This window comes from Caulifigura coniformis (assembly GCF_007745175.1).
In the GTDB taxonomy this organism is placed as follows: domain Bacteria; phylum Planctomycetota; class Planctomycetia; order Planctomycetales; family Planctomycetaceae; genus Caulifigura; species Caulifigura coniformis.
This window is the reverse complement of sequence record NZ_CP036271.1, coordinates 5,379,343-5,399,561: the sequence shown is the minus strand read 5'-3', so window position 1 is coordinate 5,399,561 and position 20,219 is coordinate 5,379,343. Positions and strand designations below refer to the sequence as shown.

At 62.2% G+C, this 20,219-nt stretch carries 20 protein-coding genes; 14 read left to right on the top strand and 6 right to left on the bottom strand.

Annotated features, from left to right (window positions below; translation table 11 throughout):
* From Pan44_RS21695 to trmD, 3 genes are all read left to right on the top strand, one after another.
* Positions 1-537, top strand: a complete 537-nt coding sequence (locus Pan44_RS21695) for a hypothetical protein (protein ID WP_145033855.1) — start codon at positions 1-3, stop codon at positions 535-537.
* A 240-nt stretch (positions 538-777) separates the two neighbouring features.
* On the top strand, positions 778-1,704 hold the full coding sequence (locus tag Pan44_RS21690) for an ABC transporter ATP-binding protein (protein ID WP_145033852.1): 927 nt from the start codon (positions 778-780) through the stop codon (positions 1,702-1,704).
* A 90-nt stretch (positions 1,705-1,794) separates the two neighbouring features.
* The gene (trmD, locus tag Pan44_RS21685) at positions 1,795-2,475 is read left to right on the top strand and encodes a tRNA (guanosine(37)-N1)-methyltransferase TrmD (RefSeq protein ID WP_145033849.1); all 681 of its coding nucleotides are present in this window, start codon (positions 1,795-1,797) and stop codon (positions 2,473-2,475) included.
* 34 nt (positions 2,476-2,509) lie between these two features.
* On the opposite strand, the gene Pan44_RS21680 is transcribed toward trmD, so the two are convergent.
* Together Pan44_RS21680 and Pan44_RS21675 are read right to left on the bottom strand one after the other, a co-directional pair.
* Positions 2,510-2,758 carry a hypothetical protein gene (locus Pan44_RS21680; protein WP_145033846.1) on the bottom strand — a complete coding sequence of 83 codons (249 nt, stop codon included), beginning with the start codon at positions 2,756-2,758 and terminating at the stop codon, positions 2,510-2,512.
* A 129-nt stretch (positions 2,759-2,887) separates the two neighbouring features.
* Positions 2,888-4,975: a peptidylprolyl isomerase gene (locus Pan44_RS21675; protein ID WP_145033843.1), complete on the bottom strand. Its 2,088-nt coding sequence runs from the start codon at positions 4,973-4,975 to the stop codon at positions 2,888-2,890.
* A gap of 359 nt (positions 4,976-5,334) precedes the next feature.
* On the opposite strand from Pan44_RS21675, the gene Pan44_RS21670 reads away from it, so the two are divergent.
* A complete protein-coding gene (locus tag Pan44_RS21670; RefSeq protein WP_145033840.1) occupies positions 5,335-6,801 on the top strand; it encodes a pectate lyase in 1,467 nt (488 codons plus the stop codon).
* 104 nt (positions 6,802-6,905) lie between these two features.
* Here Pan44_RS21670 and Pan44_RS21665 read toward each other — a convergent pair whose 3' ends face one another.
* A complete protein-coding gene (locus tag Pan44_RS21665; RefSeq protein ID WP_231754124.1) occupies positions 6,906-8,255 on the bottom strand; it encodes a tetratricopeptide repeat protein in 1,350 nt (449 codons plus the stop codon).
* Between the two features lie 353 nt (positions 8,256-8,608).
* Between Pan44_RS21665 and Pan44_RS21660 the strand changes: the two genes are divergently transcribed.
* The gene (locus Pan44_RS21660) at positions 8,609-9,955 is read left to right on the top strand and encodes a hypothetical protein (protein ID WP_145033837.1); all 1,347 of its coding nucleotides are present in this window, start codon (positions 8,609-8,611) and stop codon (positions 9,953-9,955) included.
* A 186-nt stretch (positions 9,956-10,141) separates the two neighbouring features.
* On the top strand, positions 10,142-11,575 hold the full coding sequence (locus Pan44_RS21655; protein WP_197453547.1) for an AAA family ATPase: 1,434 nt from the start codon (positions 10,142-10,144) through the stop codon (positions 11,573-11,575).
* A 34-nt stretch (positions 11,576-11,609) separates the two neighbouring features.
* On the opposite strand, the gene Pan44_RS21650 is transcribed toward Pan44_RS21655, so the two are convergent.
* Positions 11,610-12,491, bottom strand: coding sequence for a Gfo/Idh/MocA family oxidoreductase (locus Pan44_RS21650; protein WP_145033834.1), 882 nt, complete (start codon positions 12,489-12,491; stop codon positions 11,610-11,612).
* Between the two features lie 89 nt (positions 12,492-12,580).
* Here Pan44_RS21650 and Pan44_RS21645 point away from each other — a divergent pair, with 89 nt between their 5' ends.
* Together Pan44_RS21645 and Pan44_RS21640 are read left to right on the top strand one after the other, a co-directional pair.
* Positions 12,581-13,813, top strand: a complete 1,233-nt coding sequence (locus Pan44_RS21645; protein WP_145033831.1) for an ornithine cyclodeaminase — start codon at positions 12,581-12,583, stop codon at positions 13,811-13,813.
* 26 nt (positions 13,814-13,839) lie between these two features.
* Complete coding sequence (locus Pan44_RS21640; RefSeq protein WP_145033828.1) at positions 13,840-14,688, top strand: dimethylarginine dimethylaminohydrolase family protein; 849 nt, start codon at positions 13,840-13,842, stop codon at positions 14,686-14,688.
* A 23-nt stretch (positions 14,689-14,711) separates the two neighbouring features.
* On the opposite strand, the gene Pan44_RS21635 is transcribed toward Pan44_RS21640, so the two are convergent.
* Complete coding sequence (locus Pan44_RS21635; RefSeq protein WP_145033824.1) at positions 14,712-15,170, bottom strand: RrF2 family transcriptional regulator; 459 nt, start codon at positions 15,168-15,170, stop codon at positions 14,712-14,714.
* Positions 15,171-15,302: 132 nt separating this feature from the next.
* On the opposite strand from Pan44_RS21635, the gene Pan44_RS21630 reads away from it, so the two are divergent.
* The 6 genes from Pan44_RS21630 to Pan44_RS21605 all read left to right on the top strand — a co-directional run bounded on the left by Pan44_RS21630 (position 15,303) and on the right by Pan44_RS21605 (position 19,567).
* Positions 15,303-15,782: a MarR family winged helix-turn-helix transcriptional regulator gene (locus Pan44_RS21630; protein ID WP_145033820.1), complete on the top strand. Its 480-nt coding sequence runs from the start codon at positions 15,303-15,305 to the stop codon at positions 15,780-15,782.
* A 72-nt stretch (positions 15,783-15,854) separates the two neighbouring features.
* The gene (locus Pan44_RS21625; RefSeq protein WP_145033816.1) at positions 15,855-16,553 is read left to right on the top strand and encodes a pirin family protein; all 699 of its coding nucleotides are present in this window, start codon (positions 15,855-15,857) and stop codon (positions 16,551-16,553) included.
* 71 nt (positions 16,554-16,624) lie between these two features.
* Entirely contained in the window at positions 16,625-17,044 is a 420-nt protein-coding gene (locus Pan44_RS21620) for a DoxX family protein (protein WP_145033813.1), read from the top strand.
* Between the two features lie 119 nt (positions 17,045-17,163).
* The gene (locus Pan44_RS21615; protein ID WP_145033810.1) at positions 17,164-17,433 is read left to right on the top strand and encodes a hypothetical protein; all 270 of its coding nucleotides are present in this window, start codon (positions 17,164-17,166) and stop codon (positions 17,431-17,433) included.
* 111 nt (positions 17,434-17,544) lie between these two features.
* A complete protein-coding gene (locus tag Pan44_RS21610) occupies positions 17,545-18,561 on the top strand; it encodes a hypothetical protein (protein ID WP_145033807.1) in 1,017 nt (338 codons plus the stop codon).
* A gap of 61 nt (positions 18,562-18,622) precedes the next feature.
* Positions 18,623-19,567, top strand: a complete 945-nt coding sequence (locus Pan44_RS21605; protein ID WP_145033804.1) for a S1C family serine protease — start codon at positions 18,623-18,625, stop codon at positions 19,565-19,567.
* An 87-nt stretch (positions 19,568-19,654) separates the two neighbouring features.
* Here Pan44_RS21605 and Pan44_RS21600 read toward each other — a convergent pair whose 3' ends face one another.
* Entirely contained in the window at positions 19,655-20,188 is a 534-nt protein-coding gene (locus tag Pan44_RS21600; protein ID WP_145033801.1) for a hypothetical protein, read from the bottom strand.
* Positions 20,189-20,219: the final 31 nt, after the last annotated feature.

Sequence of the window (20,219 nt, the reverse complement as noted above, 5' to 3'; positions counted from 1 at the left end):
GTGATTGCGCGTACCGGGGCCGCCATGTTCGAAAAGAAGTTCACGCAGCCGAACCGGCTTTCGCCCAGACGTCACGATGTCGGCGCGGCGCTGATGCTGAAGTTTCGGCATGGACCGGACGGCAAGCGACGTGATCGCAAGCTACGGACGATTGATGCCCTGCATGCCCTGATGCTCACGCTGATCTGCTTCACCGTGGCTGCGGCTCCTGGCAGCCAGGCGGAGCGTCCGTGGAGCCTCGCCCCTGTCGAGTCCGTCTCCCCCGCCGCGACGGGGGCAAACCGGTCCTCCATCGACCTGGCAACCCGCACTGCGCCGGATGCCCCGACGCAGGCGCTGCGGGCTCCCTCGGTGCGACTGTCGCTGATCGACGACGAACCGGCAGGCCGCGTGAAATCGATTCCTGCCCGGCTTTCCCGGGACGTGCGGGTTGCCGAAGAGGAACCTGTGTCGGAAGCGCCATCGTCGCCTGCCACCCATCAGCCACTTCGCGCCGCGCTCCATCTCGGCGATCAGCTGCGATCGAGCTACCGATAACGACGCATGGCGACGGAGGGAGGACGAAAGGTCGCTGAGAACGGGAAGTCGCCTTGAGGAGTGCGGGCCGGCGGAACGTACGTCGTTCGTGAATTCGCCCGATCTCGCCTGCGCCTCGCGATTACGACCGGGCGCCTTCAGGAGCGTTCCCTCGCTACGCCCCTGCCCCCCACCCCGCTATTCTGCAAGCTCAATTCGGTTTCGTGAGACGTTGTCCGGCCTTCTCCCTTCTTCAGTTCCGTGATTGAAACTCGCCAGCTCACCAAGCGATACGGCAACCTGATCGCCGCCAACGAGATCACGCTCAACCTCAAGGAGGGGGACGTCTTCGGCTTCATTGGCCCGAACGGGTCGGGGAAGACGACGACGATGCGGATGATCGCCACGCTGCTCCCGCCCGATTACGGCGAGTGCTACGTCAACGGGAAGTCGATTTACACCAACCCGGCGGAAATCCGGCGGATGGTGGGCTACATGCCCGACCTGTTCGGCGTGTACGACGACATGACGGTCCTCGAATACCTCGAGTTTTTCGCGGCGACGTATCGCATCAACGGGCCGCAACGGCGGAAGGTGTGCGAAGAGAAGCTTGAACTGGTCGACATGGCGTTCAAACGCGATGCGATGGTCAGCCAGCTCTCGCGCGGCCAGACGCAGCGCATCGGCCTCGCCCGGACGCTGCTGCACGATCCTCAGGTGCTCCTGCTGGATGAGCCGGCTTCGGGCCTCGACCCTCGGGCCCGCATCGAGATCCGCGAGCTGCTGAAGCGGCTGGGCGAGATGAAGAAGACTGTGATCGTCTCGAGCCACATCCTGCCCGAGCTGTCGGACGTGTGCACGCGGGTGGGGATGATCGAAAAGGGGATCATGCTGGTCGACGCGGACGTGACCGAAGTGATGAAGATGTCGCGGGAATCGCTGATCGTGCACGTCCATGTAAAGGAGCGGCCTGAAGCGGCGGCCGCCCTGATCCAGCAGCATGGCGACGTGGAGAATGTTTCGATGCAGGGTCCGCGAATCGACGTGACGCTGAGGAAGAGCGTCGAGGACTATTCGTTCCTGCCAAAGGCGCTGATCGACGCCGGGTTCGCCCTGACCGGCTTCCACGAGGAAGAAATCAACCTCGAAACGGCATTCATGCGACTGACCAAGGGCAAGCAGCAGTAGCACCGCAAGAAGCCCGGCTTTTCCGCTCCAGTGCGGGGCGCGGTTCCAAACTCAATCGCCACGGCCGTTTCCAGAAGCCGGGCTTCTCCGATGCGTTTCGACGTTCTCTCGATCTTTCCGAACCTGTTCGACAGCTATCTCCAGCAGAGCCTGCTCAAGAAAGCGATCGACGCAGGGCTCGTCGAAATCAACACCTGGAACTTCCGCGACTGGGCCCCGGGAAAGCACAGTTCCGTCGATGAGCCGCCGTACGGCGGCGGGCCCGGGATGCTGATCCGCTGTGAGCCGGTGTTCGACTGCGTGGAACATGTGCAGGCACAGGGGGCGGCTCCAGGGAGATTGATCGTGCTGACTCCGGCGGGTCGACGACTCGACCAGAACCTGGTGACCGAGCTTTCCCAGGAGCAGCGGCTGCTGCTGCTGTGCGGCCGGTACGAGGGATTCGACCACCGGATCATGGAGGGGCTGAGGCCGCTGGAAATCTCCGTCGGGGACTTCATCTGCAACGGCGGCGAAGTGCCGGCGATGCTGATCATCGATTCGGTGATCCGGCTGATCCCGGGAGTGCTGGGGGACGAAACGAGCGCGAAGTACGACTCGTTCTCCTCAGAGCAGCTGCTGGAGTACCCGCAGTACACGCGTCCGCGTGAGTTCCGCGGGATGACGGTTCCGGACGTGCTGCTGAGCGGGAATCACCAGCTGATTGCGAAGTGGAGGGCGGAGCAGAGTTTGAAGCGGACGCAGGAGCGCAGGGCGGATCTGCTGGAGTAGGATCGACGAGTTGCCGCGGCCGGCATAGCCGGCCCTACTTCTGCTTCCAGCCTTCGACGTACGGGTCGCTGAAGAGCAGTTGGATGCGCTCGGCCCGGTCGTCGCCTGAGGACTGGAGAATCTTCAGACCTTCATGCAGCTTGGCCAGCCGGGGATCGCTGGCGACGGCCGCGAACCCGCCCGCCCGTTCCATGCGATCGAAGGCCGCTGCCATGTCGAGCAGCGTGCATCGCAGTTCGAGGAAGTGACGTTCCAGAACGGCGGCAGCGGACGGAGCACCCATGCGACAAACTCAACTCGAAGGACACCAGGCCGGGCGTGACAGTCACCCATACTCAAAGGGTAACTGCAAACCGGGCCGTCTTCGAGCTTCGGTCTCCGACAGGCCGCGTTTCGAACGCCTTCCCCGCGATTACACGGTGAGCGTGGCGACGGAACTCATCGTGACGTAGCTGGCTTCCGCCGGAAGGGCGTTCTTCTTCACCTGCACCGAGCTGGCGGTCGAACCGGCTGCAACGGCCAGCGTGAACCCGGTATTGCTCTCGATCGACGCCACGACGCCGACGATGTCGCCCACCTTCACGGCCTCGCCCACGCGGAGGTCGGTCAGGAAGCTGGTTCCCACGCCGGTCACCGTCTTGGAACCATTTGTGACCGAAGCCGTTCCGGCCAGCACTTCCGTGAAGGGCGTGTAGTTCCGGAGTGGCACGTTGGCGAGCGCCGATTCGCCGGTCGGGCCAATCAGGTTGTAGGAGGTGAGGTTGTGGATCGAATCGACGACCGTCATGCCTTCACCAAGCACGCGGCCGAACACGGTGTATTTGCCCTGGTTCAGCGAACTGTTGTCGCCCATGTTGATGAACCACTGGCTCGTTCCGCCGTCGATATTGTTGGAGGGGAGCGCCATGGCGAGCGTTCCGCGAACATTGGAGTTCGTCGCGTTGAACTCGTTGGGGACCGGGGCGTTGGTCGTGATCGGCACGACGTCGGGCGGATTGACGAAGCCGCCTCCCTGGACGACGAACGGCGAGTTGGCGCCCGTTCGTTCCGAGCGGTGGATGATCGAGTCGGTATAGCGGGTGAGATAGTTGAGGAAGTTGGCGACGGTCTGCGGGGCGGCGGTGTCGAGCAGCTCCACATCGTAAGCGCCGAGCGATGTCGTGAACCGCACGACGGTTCCCTGAACGACGTCGATCTTGCGTTCGGCGTTGGCCGTAGCGCCGGCGAAGGTGGACCGGATCTTGACCGTCTGGATGCCCGGGCTCGTGGCGTTGCTCAGAAGCGTGACGACGAGCGAGAACGTGCCGTCGTTGTTCGCGATCACAGTTCCGTCGTCGAAGCCATCGTTATCGACATCCACTGTCACCACCGCATCGGCATGCGTGGTTCCGGTGATCGTCAACTGCTGGTTGCGAGTGAGCAGCACACCGTTTGACTGCGTCGTGCCGGCGATCGGGTCGATCGTGACCGTCAGCGCCCCGTCGATTGCGGCCCGGAGCGCGTCCGCGCGTGCCAGAAGGCCTGACGAGGCGGCATCGAATCGCGTCGAGAAGACCGACGCGTCGACTTCGTCGCCGTGGACGTTGCGTTCCGTCACGCCGCCCGTGGTCACGGTCTCGTCGGAGATTTCCAGATTGTTCTTGCCGCCGCCGAGCCAGGCGATGATCCGTCCGGTGAACTCGTTGTCGCCTTCCAGCAGGAAGTTGTCGTCACCGCGGCTGCTTCTCAGGAGCGTGAAGCCTTCGACGGTCATGTTGCTCGCGCGAACCGCGTCTTCTCCCGAACGGGCGCGCAGGATCCATGCCTCATCGATGCTGTCGCCGTCGAAGTTCGCGTCATCCGATCCGTAGCCCAGCTTGACGACGAAGCGGCCGTCGAACGTGTTGCCGTCGGTGTCGAGGCCGTCGTCGCCCGGGCCCATCGAGATCTTGAAGAAGGCAGACGCCGTGACGTTGTCGAGCACGACGAGGTCGTCGCCAAAGCCGGCGTACAGATACGCGGCCCCGGAGATCCGGGTTCCGTTCAGCCGGATGCCGTCGTCGCCATAGTGGGTCGAAATCCGCATTCCGCCGTTGATGGACGCCGCGTCGATCGCCACGCGATCGTTGCCGAGGAGGTCGTCCACCAGGAGGCTGCCGTTGATCACGACATCGTCGCCAATCGAGAACGTGTCGTTTCCGTTTCGGAGTCGCACGACCACGCGGCCCTCGAAGGTTTCGCCCTCTTCGGTGATGATGAAATCGTCTTCTTCGCCGTTGATCGTCGTGTCGTTCAGGCCGCGCACGACGAGGGCGCCGTCCTCGACGATGATCGAGACGTCGTTATTGCTGGAGTCGCCGTTGATCAGGAGCGCATCGGCAGTCATCCGCACGGTGACATTGCCGGCGGGCAGGACGCGGGTTTCCAGCACCTGCGTGAGAGGAAGTGACGGGCCCATCCTCCGCGGGGACCGGCCGCGAAGACGGGACAGCAGTTCTCTGACCTTGAAGCGCGAAGTCATGAGCGAATTCATCGTTGGCCTTGCCCGCTGGTGCACCGTGAGAAATGGCACTCCGTGTCCAGCCTCTGCACCTGATATCGGTTCGAGTTTGGAGACCGCCGGAACCGAGTTCAAGCCCCACCTGGACTGGCTGGATTCATTCTACAAGTCGGCGGCCCTGCGGAGACGGGGCAGGGACTTCTGGAAACCCGTCTTCTGCCGATGCTGACGACCTTGCCGCCTGAATCGGACGTGTCGTCGAAATCCAGCCCCGCGGCGCGTACGCTAGTAAAGATCGCGTCCGATGTGGCCACGGACGGTTCCGGGATTCCAAGGCGAGGCCGCCCCCGAAGTGGTCCTTTGCGGCTGGAGAATGGGTGATGTCCGCGATTCGACTGTGGAGCATGTTGGGCAGTCTCCTGACGGCCGTCGCCGTATTCACCTCGCCCCTGAATGGCGGCGATCCCCTGGCGACACAGGCGCGAGACGCCGTTTCCCGAGCCGGGGCGTTCTATCACGAAAAGGTCGCCGCGCACGGCGGTTACGTCTATCAGTACAGCGCCGATCTTTCCCTCCGCGAAGGCGAAAGCGTTACCGATCTGGAAACCGTCTGGGTTCAACCGCCGGGGACACCGACGGTCGGGCTCACGTTCCTGAAGGCTTACGAACGAACGGGGGACGAAAGGCTCCTCGTCGCGGCGAAGGATGCCGCGTATTGCCTGTTGGAAGGACAGTTTCAGAGCGGTGCGTGGAACGGCTGGATCGATTTCGCCCCGGACAAGCGGAAGAACTATGCGTTCATCACGGGCAAAAACCAGAAGAAGAACGCGCGGAATTACTCGACGTTCGATGACGACAAGACGCAGGCGGCCCTCAAGTTCCTGATGCGCTACGACCGCTCGACCGGCTTCAAGGACGCGCGCGTCCACGCGGCTGTGGAACGAGCGCTCTCCAGCGTGCTCACCGCCCAGTTTGCTCATGGCGGCTGGCCACAGGGATACAAGGCCCCGGTGGACCAGACCGTGACGAAGGTCGCGAGAGCCCGCTACCCGGCCGATTGGCCGCGCCAGTACCCGGGAGGAGACTACTGGGATTTCCCGACGCTGAATGACAACTCCCAGGTGGACGTCATCGAAACGCTTTTCCAGGCCTCAGAGATTTATGGCCAGCCTGCCTATCGATCGGCCGCACTGAAGGGGGCTGGGTTCCTGCTCGCGGCGCAGATGCCCGAGCCTCAACCGGCCTGGGCGCAGCAGTACAACTACGATTTTGAGCCAGTCTGGGCCCGCAAGTTTGAGCCCCCGGCGGTGAGCGGAAGCGAATCGCAGAACGTCATCGCCATGCTGATGGACGTGTACGTCGAAACCGGCGACCGGACATTTCTCGCGGCCATCGAACCGGCTCTCAACTACCTGGAACGATCAAAACTCTCGGACGGCCAGCTGGCCCGCTTCTACGAGCTGAAGACAAACGAGCCGCTGTACTTCACCCGCGAGTACGTCCTGACCAAGGACGATTCCGATCTCCCGACTCACTACGGCTTCAAGGTCTCCAGCAAGCTGGAATCGCTTCGGAAACGATTCGAGAAACTCTCGACGGCGAAGCCGGCCGCGCTGGAACAGGAAAAGGCGCGGCTGTGGGGCCGCAGTGAAAGAACCTCTCCCCCCTCGGCCGACGAAGTGCAGCGGGTCATTGCATCGCTGGATCACCGCGGGGCGTGGGTCGAAACGGGACGGTTGAAGTATCACCCCGGAAAGAAGGAGGACCGGCCGATCATCTCGAGTGCTACATTCGCGAGGAACATGGACCTGCTGAGCCGCTATATCGCGGCGCACTCCACGAAGTGATCGGTGAAGCGAATCGGGGGGCCTTCGGGCTGCCGTGCGACGACAAAAAACGCCCGCGTCCAGATGGACGCGGGCGTTTATTTTTGGGCAAGACGCGGCGGGAATCAGTCGTTCCGCAGCTTGATGCCGTGTTCGGAGAGCTTCGCACGAATCTCGTTCAGCGACGTGACGCCGAAGTTCTTCGCCGACAGGAGTTCGTCCGGCGTGTGCTGGATGAGTTCGCCGACGGTGGTGATTCCGAGGCGAGCCATGCACTTGCGGCTGCGCACCGAGAACTGCATGTCGGCGATCGTCATCGAGAGCATAGCCTGCTCTTCCGGCGACATGTCGCGGGCGGGAGCTGCGGCATCGCCGCGGGCCTTCTGGTGCAAGTTCTGGCCGACGACGAGGTTGTGCTGCCGCATGAGCTCGCGAACTTCGTTGAGCGACGTTTCGCCGAAGTTCTTGCCTGAGAGCAGTTCCTGCTCGCTGATGCGGGTCAGGTCGCCCAGGCTGCGGATATCCATGCTCTGCAGGCAGTTCCGGCTGCGAACGGAAAGTTCAAAGTCGGTGACCGGCCGATTGAGCAGCTGCTCAAGCTTCTGCTGCTGCTTGAGGGTGTCTTCGTCGTAGTACATCGAGCTGGTGGCTTCGATGTCCTTGAGATACAGGAGTGCCCGCTGGTTCGTCGGGTCGTGGCGGAGGACGCGTTCGAAGCAGTACTGCGCGGCCGAGTAGTTTTCCTTGTCCTCGTACAGCAGGCCGAGGTTCAGGAGCGCGCCGACGTAGTACGGGGGCTTCGACAGGCAGCGTTCATAGAGCCGGATCGCTTCTTCGTCGTTGCCGTGACGGCTGGCCTGGACGGCGAGCGAGAACAGCGCGCGGCTGTCGTGCGGATCCATGTCGACGGAGCGTTCGAAGTATTCGATCGCGCCGTAGCTGTCACCCCGGTCGAACAGGATGCAGCCCATCTGGTAGGAGTATTCGGCCAGGCGGGCACCTTCGGCGCCGGTGCTGCGGATCAGCTTCTCGGCCTCATCGAGGTTGCCCTGGAGGCGATACTCGCCGGCCTTCCGGAGACGGGATTCGATCGGGCGGTATCCGAGCTTCGCGGCTTCTTCGAACTGCTCGGCCGCCTTGTCATGCTCTTCCATCGTGGAATAGGCCTGACCGGCATAGAAACGGCCGAGGCCGTCCTTGCAGTCGGCGAGCAGTTCGACGGCCTGCTGGGGCTTGCCGAGGTAGAACTGGCCGATGCCGACACGGACCTTCAGCGTCGGGTTGCCGGCGACTTCAGACTGCATGGCCTCGACGGTGCGACGGAGTTCACCCGAGGCGGGGCCGGCAATGCTGCTCAGCATCCGGCGGATCTCATCGTGACCGAAGACAGGACCACGCAGAGTGGCGTTGACATCAACAGGTGTGGCGGACAGCGGAGGGACCTTTGATTGTGTGGTCGTCGGAACAGTGCTCATCAAACTCGCTCCTCGCGATCTCATCTGCCGGACGACGCTGCAGCCCGCAAACGGGCTCGATTTCGATCCGACAAAGCACCGGGACGCAGCAGGATCCTGGCCCGCGCGTCCAATGAGAATTCAGCAGTATACGGCCTTGACCACAAATTTTGCAACAATCCGGGAGGCCATCGACAAACCGCAACCATCGTCACTGCAAGCACTTGGCGAATTCAACGGTTTTTCCTCGCCTGCTGAATCCCATATTCTTGCAGATCACCGGGCCCGGACACTTTGCTGAAAGAAGACTGCGGGCGCAGAAAAGCCGGCGCTGCTGCGTATCGACGGGTTGTCCATTTTCTCGAGGAATCACGATGAGAATCCGCGGTCTCTGTCTGCTGGCGTCCCTCCTTTTCGTCACACCGACGACGAATGGGGCCGAAAAGTCGCTGCCCGTCGAAGGTTCGATGCTCGTGGGGGGGAAGACTTACCCATTGAAATACGTGGTCGCCTACGAGTCGGTGGAAAGCGATGAAAAGCTGGTCTCGGTCCTGGCGAGCGACCGCCGCATCCCGGTCGCCGAGATCAAAAAGGAACTGGCGGAGCATGAGGGAAATGATCGCACCCTGCTGCTCAGCCAGCCGTATGTGAGAGTGGTGTTCAAGGACGGGCGTCCGATGTACGCCATGGGAGCGGCGAACGGGGGCAACTTCGGCGTCAGCGGCAGCGCGGTCGCAGGCGAGTCGCGACTCAAGGACGGCATCGCTTCGGGCGAGGTCAGGCTCGAGAAGAACGAGGAAGGCCCGTTTCAGCGGGCGTTCGAGTTCAAGTTCCAGACGGCGTTTGGTCTCGATTCGACCCCGAAACCTTCGGCCTCCCCCGCGACGCCAGTGAAGGCGATGGCCAGCGGCGTCTTCATCGGGAACGGCAGGAAAGCCAATCTTGCCTTCGTCTCGGCGCGTCCTGGCGAGCCGTTTGCCGACAAGCCTTCGATCGCCCTGCTCTTCACCGAGAAGGATCACACGAAAGATCCCAAGGCCGAGTTCAACGCGTCGTTCGGCCGCTACGGCAGCGCGCTCATCCTGTCGATGCACGAGGATGGTTCCATCTTCGGTTGCCAGGTCGCGCATGCGGCCCACACCAAGGGGGCGTTCAGTTCGACCGGCAGGATCAGGACAGACGAGTTCGAAGCGGACGACGTTCACGTCAGCGGCAAGATCACCACTGACGGCGAGCAGGACGCGTTCGGCCAGAAGTGGGAGGTCGAGATGACGTTCGCCGCTCCCTTCAGCCGTCCGGTCGTGAAGCCAGCCACGGAGTCTCCGATGAAGCCCGGCCCGACGGGCGCGATGCCGACAAATCCGCAGGGCAAACCTGTCGCCGCAGCGCCCGCCAAGGGCAAACCGGCAGCGACGGCATCGCTCTCTGTTGCCGATCTCCCGTTTCTCAAGAACGCTTCGGACGTTGAGTACAAGAAGATCGTCCAGATGCTGAACTTCAAGAGTTCGACAGGCGTCGCCGGCCTGGCCGCCCAGATGCAGAAAGAGCTGTCGGCCGCAGGCTGGCAGGTCGACGGGGCGGAACTCGTGAATCCGAACTCGACGATCCTGCGTCGCAAGTCGGGGGACGCGAAGCTCACGATCTTCATCAAGCCGTCGGGCAAGGGGAGCGAAGTGCGCGTGGTGTCGGAAGGGCTCGATTGGTCAAAGCTCAACGAGTAGCCCGAACCCGACCAACACCGCCCCGACACGAGGCGTCGTGGGCCGCATAATCCGCACAGGCATCATAGTTCGCCATGTGATTGCGTTTGGAGTTTCGGACGTGATGCCAATTCGCCACTCATCGTTCCGCGCATGACCAAGAGTTTGGGGTTGGCGACACGGCTCGTTCCCTTTGTGCCCAAATCCATGACTCCGACTCCGGCCAGCGCCGATTCCATCCTGATGCGACTGGTGAAGAACGCATCAGTCACCGACTCCGCCCTGCTGGGCGTTTCGTCGAAGCCCCCCGGAACACCCGCGCCCGGACAGGCGGCGGCGGCTCCGCGGATGTCTCAACCCGGTCCGCCGAAGCCGATCGTCCGAGAAGCGATGGGCTTCATCCCGAAGCCTCCGAAATCGCTGGCCGAGGCGGGTCTGCTGGAATCCGAAATCAGTTCGCTGATTCTGAAGAAGCTGTTCCACCGCTCGATGGAGGCGGGGTTCCGGCTGTCCGAGCAACTGGGGCTCAGGCTCGCGGTGATCGAGCCAGTGCTGCGGCAGATGAAGGCGGACCGGCTGGTTGCCTACAAATCGACCGTCAACGCGGGCGATTACGTCTATGAACTGACCGATCTTGGCCGCGAGCGCGGCCGCGAACTCTCCCAGGCCTGCACGTACTTCGGAACCGCGCCGGTTCCGCTGCAGCAGTATGCCGCCAGCGTCGCCGCGCAATCGATTGCCCGCCAGCGGCCTTCGCTGGATTCGATCCGCAAGGCGTTCTTCGACCTCGAAATCCCGGAGCGGCTGCTCAGCAATATCGGACAGGCGATCCACTCCGGCCGCGGCATGTTCCTCTTCGGTAACGCGGGCAACGGCAAGACGAGCATCGCCGAACGGATCACGAAGTCGTACGGCGACAACATCTGGATCCCGCGGGCGCTGACGGCGCAGGGAGAAATCATCCGCCTGTTCGATCCCAACCGGCATGAGGCAATCCGGCTCGACGACTCGGTCGTGAACGAAACGTACGACGCGCGCTGGGTCTGCATCCGTCGGCCGACGGTGATCGCCGGCGGTGAACTCCGCATGGAGAACCTTGAGGTCAACTACATCCGCAACACGGGGATCGGCGAAGCGCCGCTGCAGCTGAAGGCGAACTGCGGGATGCTGCTGATCGACGACTTCGGCCGCCAGCGGATGCCGGTTGATGAACTGCTGAACCGCTGGATCGTGCCGCTGGAACAGCGGCATGACTTCCTGCACCTCGAAAGCGGCCGCACCATCCAGACGCCCTTCGACCAGCTGGTGGTGTTCTCAACCAATATGGAGCCGAAGGACCTCGTCGAAGAGGCCTTCCTTCGCCGTATCCCGTACAAAATTGAGGTCAAGGATCCGACCGAAGTCGAGTTCAACAAGCTCTTCCTGGAGAGCGCCGCGAAGCTGAGATTTGAGTGCAGCCCCGCTGCTCTCGAATACCTGCTGGCGAAGTATTACCGCCCCATCGGCAGGTCCCTGAGGTTCTGCCATCCGCGCGACCTGCTGCGGCAGATGGAGAATCGCTGCACCCTGCACGAACTCCCCCGGGTCGTGACGGAAGAGGCGCTCGACCAGGCTGTCGAGAACTACTTCAGCATCATGTAGGGCGAGCCGCAGGCGACGGGCGGGAACGCCCCGGTTATCCGATCGCAGTCCGTGCGGCGTTCACCGCAACTGCGACATCTTCGAGCGAAGGGACGGGCACGAGGCCGCCGGCCAGACGCCGTGCGAAGAGGTCGAGCTGCACCATGGCGCTCGACCGATCATCAGAGAGTTCTTCGTCCCCTTCGTCTTCCTCCGCCTTCCAGCGCACGCGCCGACCGCCGGTGACGATGGCGACCCCGTTCTGGCAGATCAGTTCTGCGGAAAAATCGGCTGGGTACAGGGGCGGCGCCTCAGTTCTGGACCACGAGAGCGCCGCTTCGACCGGTTTCTCGTCGTACTGCTTTCGGAACGCTACTCGGAGCACCTGTTGCTCGGGGAAAAACTCGCTGCGAATCACGCCCGACTGTACGACGAAGCGGCACCAGTCGATCGCCTCGGCCCATTGGGAAACGGTCAAAGGACTGGCTGAAGGTAATTCGATGGACAGCGACCGGATGGCCCCGAGACGTGTCGCAGTCAGTTCCCGGACCCGCATCGTCGCGGGCGTATAGCGTCGCCGAAGCTCGGGCTGAATCAGTGTTTCGCCCGTCGCGTTGTGGAACGCCTGCCCGAGCAGCTCAACTGAAGACTCTCGTGGAGAAACGAGCACGGGAATCCGCTGTTGATCCGCCTGCTGGACGACCCAGTTCCCCAGCCAGCCGGCATCGAGGACAACGACTCCCTTGAGTCGGGGGGGCATCAGCAGCTGCCGGACTCCCGAGGCGCCGGGCCAGTCATGCGATTCCGCGACCCTCTCGCCGCGAACGCCGATCGGGTCATAAAATGATTTGACCACCAGGCGCGACACGAGGCTGAAGGCGGGACACCAGACGGCGTCCCACTCCGCACCGGCACCGATCAGTCCAATTGGCAGCATTCAGCGATATCTGGCAGAGGTCGAAGCCGGAGTCATTCCGGAGACGTGGAGAGTAATTCGTCGCTCGGACTTCACGGAAGGGACATCCCATGAGTCAGCACCCGCACAGCGAAGAGGTTGAGGTCTCGGGCCATATCATCGACAGCCTGCTGCTTCCCAAGATCCTCGACCAGATCATCTCCCTGGGAGGGGAGTTCCAGATCCATGACGTGCGGATCGGGCACAGCCGCAAAGACCCGAGCTACGCCCGCCTGACGATCTCCGCTCCCTCCGCCGGCAAGCTGGAAGAGGTCCTGAAAGCCGTCGGACACCACGGCGGGGTGCCGGTCCATCCGTCGGATTGCCGCCTGGAAGCGAGCGACATGAATGGCGCCTTCCCGGAAGGCTTCTATTGCTCGACCAACGAAGAGTCGGAAGTCCGCATCGACGGCCAGTGGATCCAGGTCGATCAGCAGGAAATGGACTGCGGGGTCGTCGTGGCTCCCGATCACAGATCGGCCCGCTGCGTGCCGATGGCGGACGTGAAACGGGGCGAACTCGTCGTCATTGGCCGGCAGGGGACGAGAGTCCATCCGACCGAGCGCGGACGCGAACAGCACGAAGCCTTCGGATTCATGAACAGCACGGTTTCGAGTGAGAAACCGAAGAATGTCACCGTCCGCGAGATTGCGGCCGCGATGAAGGCTGCCCGCGACGGCAACGGCCGGATCCTCGTCGTCGCCGGCCCGGCCGTGGTCCACACCGGCAGCCGCGATCTGTTTTCATGGATGATTGAGCAGGACTATGTCCACGTGCTGTTCGCCGGTAACGCGCTGGCGACGCATGACATCGAGCAGACGTTCTACGGCACGAGCCTGGGCATCTCGATGAGCCACGGTGGCGGCACTGAGGAAGGCCACGAACATCATCTCCGTTCGATCAATCGCATCCGGCGGCTGGGGAGCATCAGGAATGCGGTCGACGAGGGGGTGCTGAAAGCGGGCATCATGTACCAGTGCGTGAAGAAGGACATTCCCTACGTGCTGGCCGGCAGCATCCGCGATGACGGTCCGCTGCCGGACGTGATCACCGATTCCCTCGCCGCCCAGGCGAAGATGAGGGAGCTCTGCCAGGGAGTGACGTTCTGCCTGATGATCGCCACGACGCTGCACTCGATTGCAGTCGGCAACCTGCTGCCAGCCCGGGTGAAGGTGGTCTGCGTCGACATCAACCCGGCGACGGTCACGAAGCTGGCGGACCGGGGAACGTTTCAGACGGTGGGGGTTGTCACCGACGCCGAGCCTTTCCTCCGGGTCCTTGTCGACGAACTCAAGAAATCCTAGGGCAGGCCCCCGCCTGCCAGTCCCTCATGCGCTCGCTCACTTCTCCCACGATCCTCATGTGCCCGCCCGATCACTACGGGATCGAGTACGAGATCAATCCGTGGATGAGCCGCAGCCACAAGAGCGATGCCGAGTTCGCGAGGCAGCAGTGGCAGGGCCTGAAATCGCTCCTTGAGTCGCTGGGCGCCGACATCAAACTGCTCGAGCCAGTTCCCGGATTGCCGGACCTTGTGTTCACCGCCAACGCCGGCCTCGTGTTTCGCGACACGGTCTATCTCTCACGCTTCCGCTATCCCGAACGCCAGCGTGAGACGCCGATCGATGCGGCGTGGTTTCAGGCGAACGGTTTCTCTGCGAAGGAAGTCACGCCCGGCGACTTTGAAGGGGCGGGTGACGCGTTGTTCGTCGGCGAAACGCTCGTGGCGGGTTATCTCGTCCGCAGCGACGCGACCGTCCATCAATGGCTCGGCGGCCAGCTTGGCTGCGCGGTTCTGCCTGTGCAGCTCGTCAACACGCGGTACTACCACCTCGACACGTGTTTTTGTCCGCTGAATGCTTCGACGGCCATCTGGTATCCGCCGGCCTTCGATGAATACGGCCAAAAGGCGATCACCGCGTGTGTGCCGAAGTTAATCGAAGTGACTGACAACGAGGCGGCGCGTTTTGCCTGCAACGCCGTTGTCGTCGGGCAGCACGTCGCACTGAACTCCGGGTGTCCTGATCTGGAAACGAAGCTCAAGGGGGTTGGTTACACTGCTCACGCCACGCCGCTCGATGAATTCATCAAGGCGGGCGGCAGTGCCAAGTGCCTGACGCTGCGTCTGGATGGTGAAGATGCTGCCGCTTGGCGATCCGTTGTGGAGCGGCGGGCTTAAATCCCGCTGCTGGGGCAGCGAGTTCAGATCCCCGCCCCTTCCAGGTACTCCCCGAACACTTCCTTCTTCGCCACGGGCTGCATCGCGATCAACGTCGCGAGGCTGGCCTCCTCCATGCGGCGGGCAGTGTAGTTGCGGATATCGAGGAGCACTCGTCGGAACCGGCAGCGGTTTTCCTGGGTGCAGGGCTCGTAGTGGGTGCCGGAGACGCACGGAATCGGGGCCAGCATTTCGTCGAACAGCCTCACGATCCGCCCCATGGTGACCTGCTCGGGGGGCATGGCGAGTTCGAAGCCGCCGATGCGTCCGGGGATGCTGCGGACGATTCCTTTGGATTTCATTTCGAGCATGATGTGCTCGAGGAACCGTCGGGGGACGTCGTTGACTTCGGCGAGTTCGCGAATGGAGATGGTTCGCCCGGGCTGTTCGGCGAGCGTGACGAGGGCCCGGAGAGCGTAATCGGATTTACGTGACAGTCGCATATCCGGTTTCTACGACCGGGGCAGTCGTGATTTCAAGCGGCCGCGGCGGGGCTCCAGGAAATCCGCCGCCAATTCATGGACACAACAATTAGTGACACGTAAACTATCTCTTAGCCTTCCCTGGAATCCGGAATGTCACCCAGCCAGCTCCAGCACGAACTTCGCAAGAAACGACCGTTCGACTCGGCCGAAGAGGAGGCCAACCTGAACATCGTTCGTACGAGCGACCAGTTCCAGAACCGCTTCGGACGACTGTTCCGCGAGTACGGACTGACCAGCTCGCAGTACAATGTCCTGCGGATCCTGCGCGGCGAAGGGCGTCCGATGCCGTGTGCGGAAATCACCGAACGCATGCTGCAGGTGGTCCCTGCGATGACGGGATTGCTTGATCGCCTGGAGAAGCAGGAACTGATCGTTCGCCGACGGAGCACGGATGACCGGCGGGTGATTTTCGTCGAGCCGACGCGCAAGGCGCTGGAACTCCTGGCGACCATGGACGAGCCGGTTCTCAAGCTGAACGAGAGGCTTCTGGGGCACCTGACGAAGAGCGAACTGAGGGAATTGAGCCGGCTGCTGGAAAAAGCCCGTAAGAATACGGAACTGGACGAGTAGTCTATTTTGAACACATACATGACATGTAAACTAAACACATGTCATCCACATTCGCCTCTCTGGAGAATGACGATGATCACCAGACGCCCTGCCCAGGCCCGCGGACACAAGAACCACGGCTGGCTCAACGCAAACCACACGTTTTCGTTCGGCTCGTACTACGACCCGCAGCACATGCAGTTCCGTGCCCTGCGCGTCATGAACGAGGACTTCGTGTCCCCTGGCAAGGGGTTCGGCACCCACCCGCACGACAACATGGAAATCGTCACCTACGTCCTCGAGGGAGCTCTCGAGCACAGGGACTCCATGGGCAACGGCGAAGTGCTGCGCCCCGGCGAATTCCAGCGGATGTCGGCCGGAACGGGAATCACCCACAGCGAGTTCAACCCCTCGAAGGATGAACCCGTCCACCTGTATCAGATCTGGCTACTGCCGGAAAAAGACGGCATCACGCCCAGCTACGAGCAGAAGCGATTCCCGGACGAAGGACGGCACAACGAACTGCGGCTTGTCGCCTCGCGCGACCAGGCCGAGGGTTCGCTGCTGATCCATACCGACGCCCGCGTGTACCTCGCCACGATCGACCAGGGTCAGTCCGTGACCCGGCCGGTCGCGGCCGGCCGGTACGCGTGGCTGCAGGTCCTGCGTGGAAGCGTGACGCTGAACGGCCAGCCGCTCGAGACGAGCGACGGCGCCGCCATCGCCAACGAAACTTCGCTGACGATCGAAGCGACCACGGACGCCGAAGTGATGCTGTTCGACCTTGCGTAACCCGCGAAGCCCGGCTTCTCCAGAGAGGCCGGGCTTCTTTTTTGACTCACCATTTAAAACGAGACAAATCCATGAACGCAGCCCTGACCGTCGTCGCCCGCCTGATGATCACCGCCATCTTCCTGATGAGCGCCGTCGGCAACAAAATCCCGAACTACTCCGGCGTCGTGAAATACATGGAAGGAGAAGGCGTTCCCGCACCTCAGATCCTCCTGGCCGGGGCGATCGTGTTCCTGATTGTCGGCAGCCTGTCCGTGATCACCGGCTTCAAGGCCCGCTTCGGCGCCGGCCTGCTTGCCATCTTCCTCGTGGCCGCGACCTACTATTTCCACGATTTCTGGAACTTCACCGGCCAGGACCAGCAGCAACAGATGATCCAGTTCCTGAAAAACACGGGGCTGTTCGGAACCATGCTGTTCTTCATGGCCAATGGCACCGGCCCGGCCAGCCTCGACAACCGGGCAAAGCTCGCTGCGCCGTCGACAAATTGAGTGGGATCAGGCTCACGAAGGAGCTCGCGGGAAATTCGCAGCACCTTCGTGAGTCTTTTCGGGTTACGATGTTTCTAAGATGACTGGCTGTTCTTGATCACCCAACGGGCGAACGTGCGATGACGGAATTCCAGGTCAAGCTGCTGAGACTGCTGACCATTGGGCTCACACTGATCGGGGGTTTGGGGCTTTCGGCCATCGGGTACGCGTTCCGCCTGACCCCGTACGCCTATCTGGGATTCATCGTGGCCTTAGTCTGCACCGTTTACCTGGCCAGCCAGCTGGTTGCCGAGTTGGTGCGATGGCAGATCAGCCATCTCAAACCGATCCCGTGGGAACAATTGAAGGCCCCCGTTCGCACGCCGATCGATTCCACACGGCAGTCCTGAGCGTGGTTCTCCCGGTTGCACCCTCACGCCTTCACTCCGATAATCCGGGGACACTGAACTGTCCCGGATGAATCCACCGGAGCGCCGATGCGGAGATTCGTTGCACCGTTGATGTTGCTCGCGCCCCTGTCGGCGCTCGAGGGATGTCAGAAATCCGAACCGGCTGCCACAGCTCCCGCGGCGCCGGCGAGTCAATCCGCCACTCCGGCGGCCGCTCCTGCGACGGCAACCGCCGCGGTCGACCCGGCCCATCCCGAGACGAAGTGGATCGGGAACATTCCCTACGACGTCTTCTATGACCAGCCGCTGACCGTGGCTGCCGATTCGACGGTCATCGCGGCGGTTTCGACCTCTGCGACTCCCTCCTCCGCGGCCCCTGCTGCTGCTCCCGCACCGATGCCCGCTGCGACTCCGTCGACCGGCGGGGGGGCTGTCGACTGGCAGCAGCTTGCTCCGATGGCGGCCATCGTCGACGAGGTCAAACAGATCCGTGTCCGGCTCGAGAAGAACCTGCTGAAGGTGGGGGACTTCAACAAGAACACGGCCGTTATCGGGCAGGATGGGGCACTCCTCGCCGCCATCGGATCTGTCGTCGCGAAGCATCCGGGTGAGGTGAACTGGAAGGACAAGGCCAATTTCATTCGCGACCTGGGCTATCAGATCTCGGTGAAGGCGGAAGGAAGCGGCAGCAAGCCTTTCAACGCCACGAAGACGCCGTTTGAAGATGTGAAACGCCTGCTGGATGGGGAATCGCCGACGGGAACGGCGAAGGACGACGTTCCGCTGGCGGAAGTGGCGGACCGGGCGGCGCTGATGGCGAAGCTGAACGCCAAGTACGAGGCGGTCAAATCGAACGTGAACACAGCCGCGCGCCTGAAGGAAGAGAAAGACAAGGTGCTGGGGGACCTGGCGATCATGAATCTCATGATGACCGTGATGGCCGACCCCAGTTACGATCAGGCCGACGACCCGCGCTATGCGGGGTATGTGCAGACGATGCTGGCGGACCAGAAGGCGGCGATCGACGCGGCCGGCAGCGAGAATTTTGACGCGTATTCCGCGGCGATCGGGAAGATCAACAACACGTGCAACGAGTGCCACATGATCTTCCGCACGGGATCGAATTGAACAGCGTGCCGGGGGCCGCGTCCGCCTCCTGAAGAACGCTCTCTCGAGAATCACACACACCATGAACATCGCGTTCCGTTCCCTGTCAGCCCTCGCCGTCCTGGCGTTCACAACGTCTGCCCGTGCGGAGGTTGTCGAGCTGAAGTCCGGCCAGAAAATCGAAGGGCAGGTGCTCAAGGAGACCGACCGCGAGGTGTATGTCGACGTCGGCGTTGACGTGGTTCGAATTCCGCTGGACCGGATTCTTTCCCGTCACGATTCGGCGGCCGAGCGTGAGCCGACGCAGATCGAGAAGAACGACGTGTTCAGCACAGCGAAGCTGCCGGTGAAGACCGTCAAGGAGCTGGCCGAGCAGTTTGGCGAGGGGGTGGTGCTCGTCCAGACGCCGGGAGGGCTCGGGAGCGGTTTCATCATCAACGACCGCGGTTACTGCGTGACGAACTATCACGTCGTCGAGAAGGAAACCCGCATTTCCTGCGTCCTGTTCCACAAGAACAAGACCGGCGATTTTGAACGCCGCAAGATCGAGGATGTGAAGATCATCGCGCTGAATCCGTTCTTCGACCTGGCGCTGCTGCAGATCCCGGAACAGAAGGACTTCAAGTTCACGACGGTGTTCCTGTCGGATGAGTCGGCCCCGATCCGCGAAGGGGACGAAGTGTTCGCGATCGGCAATCCGCTCGGACTGGAACGTTCGGTTTCGCAGGGAATCGTCAGCACGAAGAACCGCGATTTCGAAGGGATCGTCTATATCCAGACGACGACGCAGATCAATCCGGGCAACAGCGGCGGGCCGCTGTTCGACAATCGCGGGCAGGTGATCGGCGTGACCAACATGAAGCTGCTCGGCGGCGAAGGACTCAACTTCGCAATCCCGATCGCGTACGTGAAGCACTTCCTCAAGAACCGCGATGCCTTCGCCTTCGACCAGGACAATCCGAACTCGGGCTATCGCTACCTGGATGCTCCGCGCCGGCGGAACGCCAAGGCTCCGCCGAAGTCGTGATTCTTCCGGGGATTGCTGACTCGCGGTAAGTCTTCAACTTCCATCACCCGGATTGCTTCCGGGCGATGGAGGTTCAACGTTTGTCGATCAGCAGTAAACTACGAGCATGATGCCCTGGCCGTTTTTGACCGCCTGCTCACAGCCTCTTCGCCAGTAGCTTGCGATTTCATACACGCAAGTCGCCCCCAGGTCTTCGCTGTCCTCCGTGAGTTGCTTCGTCAGCTGTTCCCAATCGAGCGGCGCCGCGATTTCGTGCAACTGTGACACCGTCTCCGGACTCCAGCAAAAGTAGGCCCAGGTCCAGGATGGTCTTTGCACATCGGAACTTCGCGGCGGCGGGTAGTCCGTTGACCATTCGTACATCGAGAAGGCGGCAAGAAATCTGCCAAGCGTCCTCTGATCCTCGGGCGCGAGTTTCTGAGTGATCGTTTCGAACTCCTCGCTCAGCCAGAAGTCCGTGTCGGCCGAATACTCGAAATCGACTTCGCCCGTCGCGATTCCATGAATGCACGGCAACTTCTTTTCTTCGAAGATCGCGGCGTGAATCTCGGGGGAGTCTTGCTCGGCAAGTCGAAGAAACGGATCCCAATCAAGCACAAACCCTGCAATTGGCATCGACATCAGCGGCCCTCGCCCAGTGAATCTTGCCCAG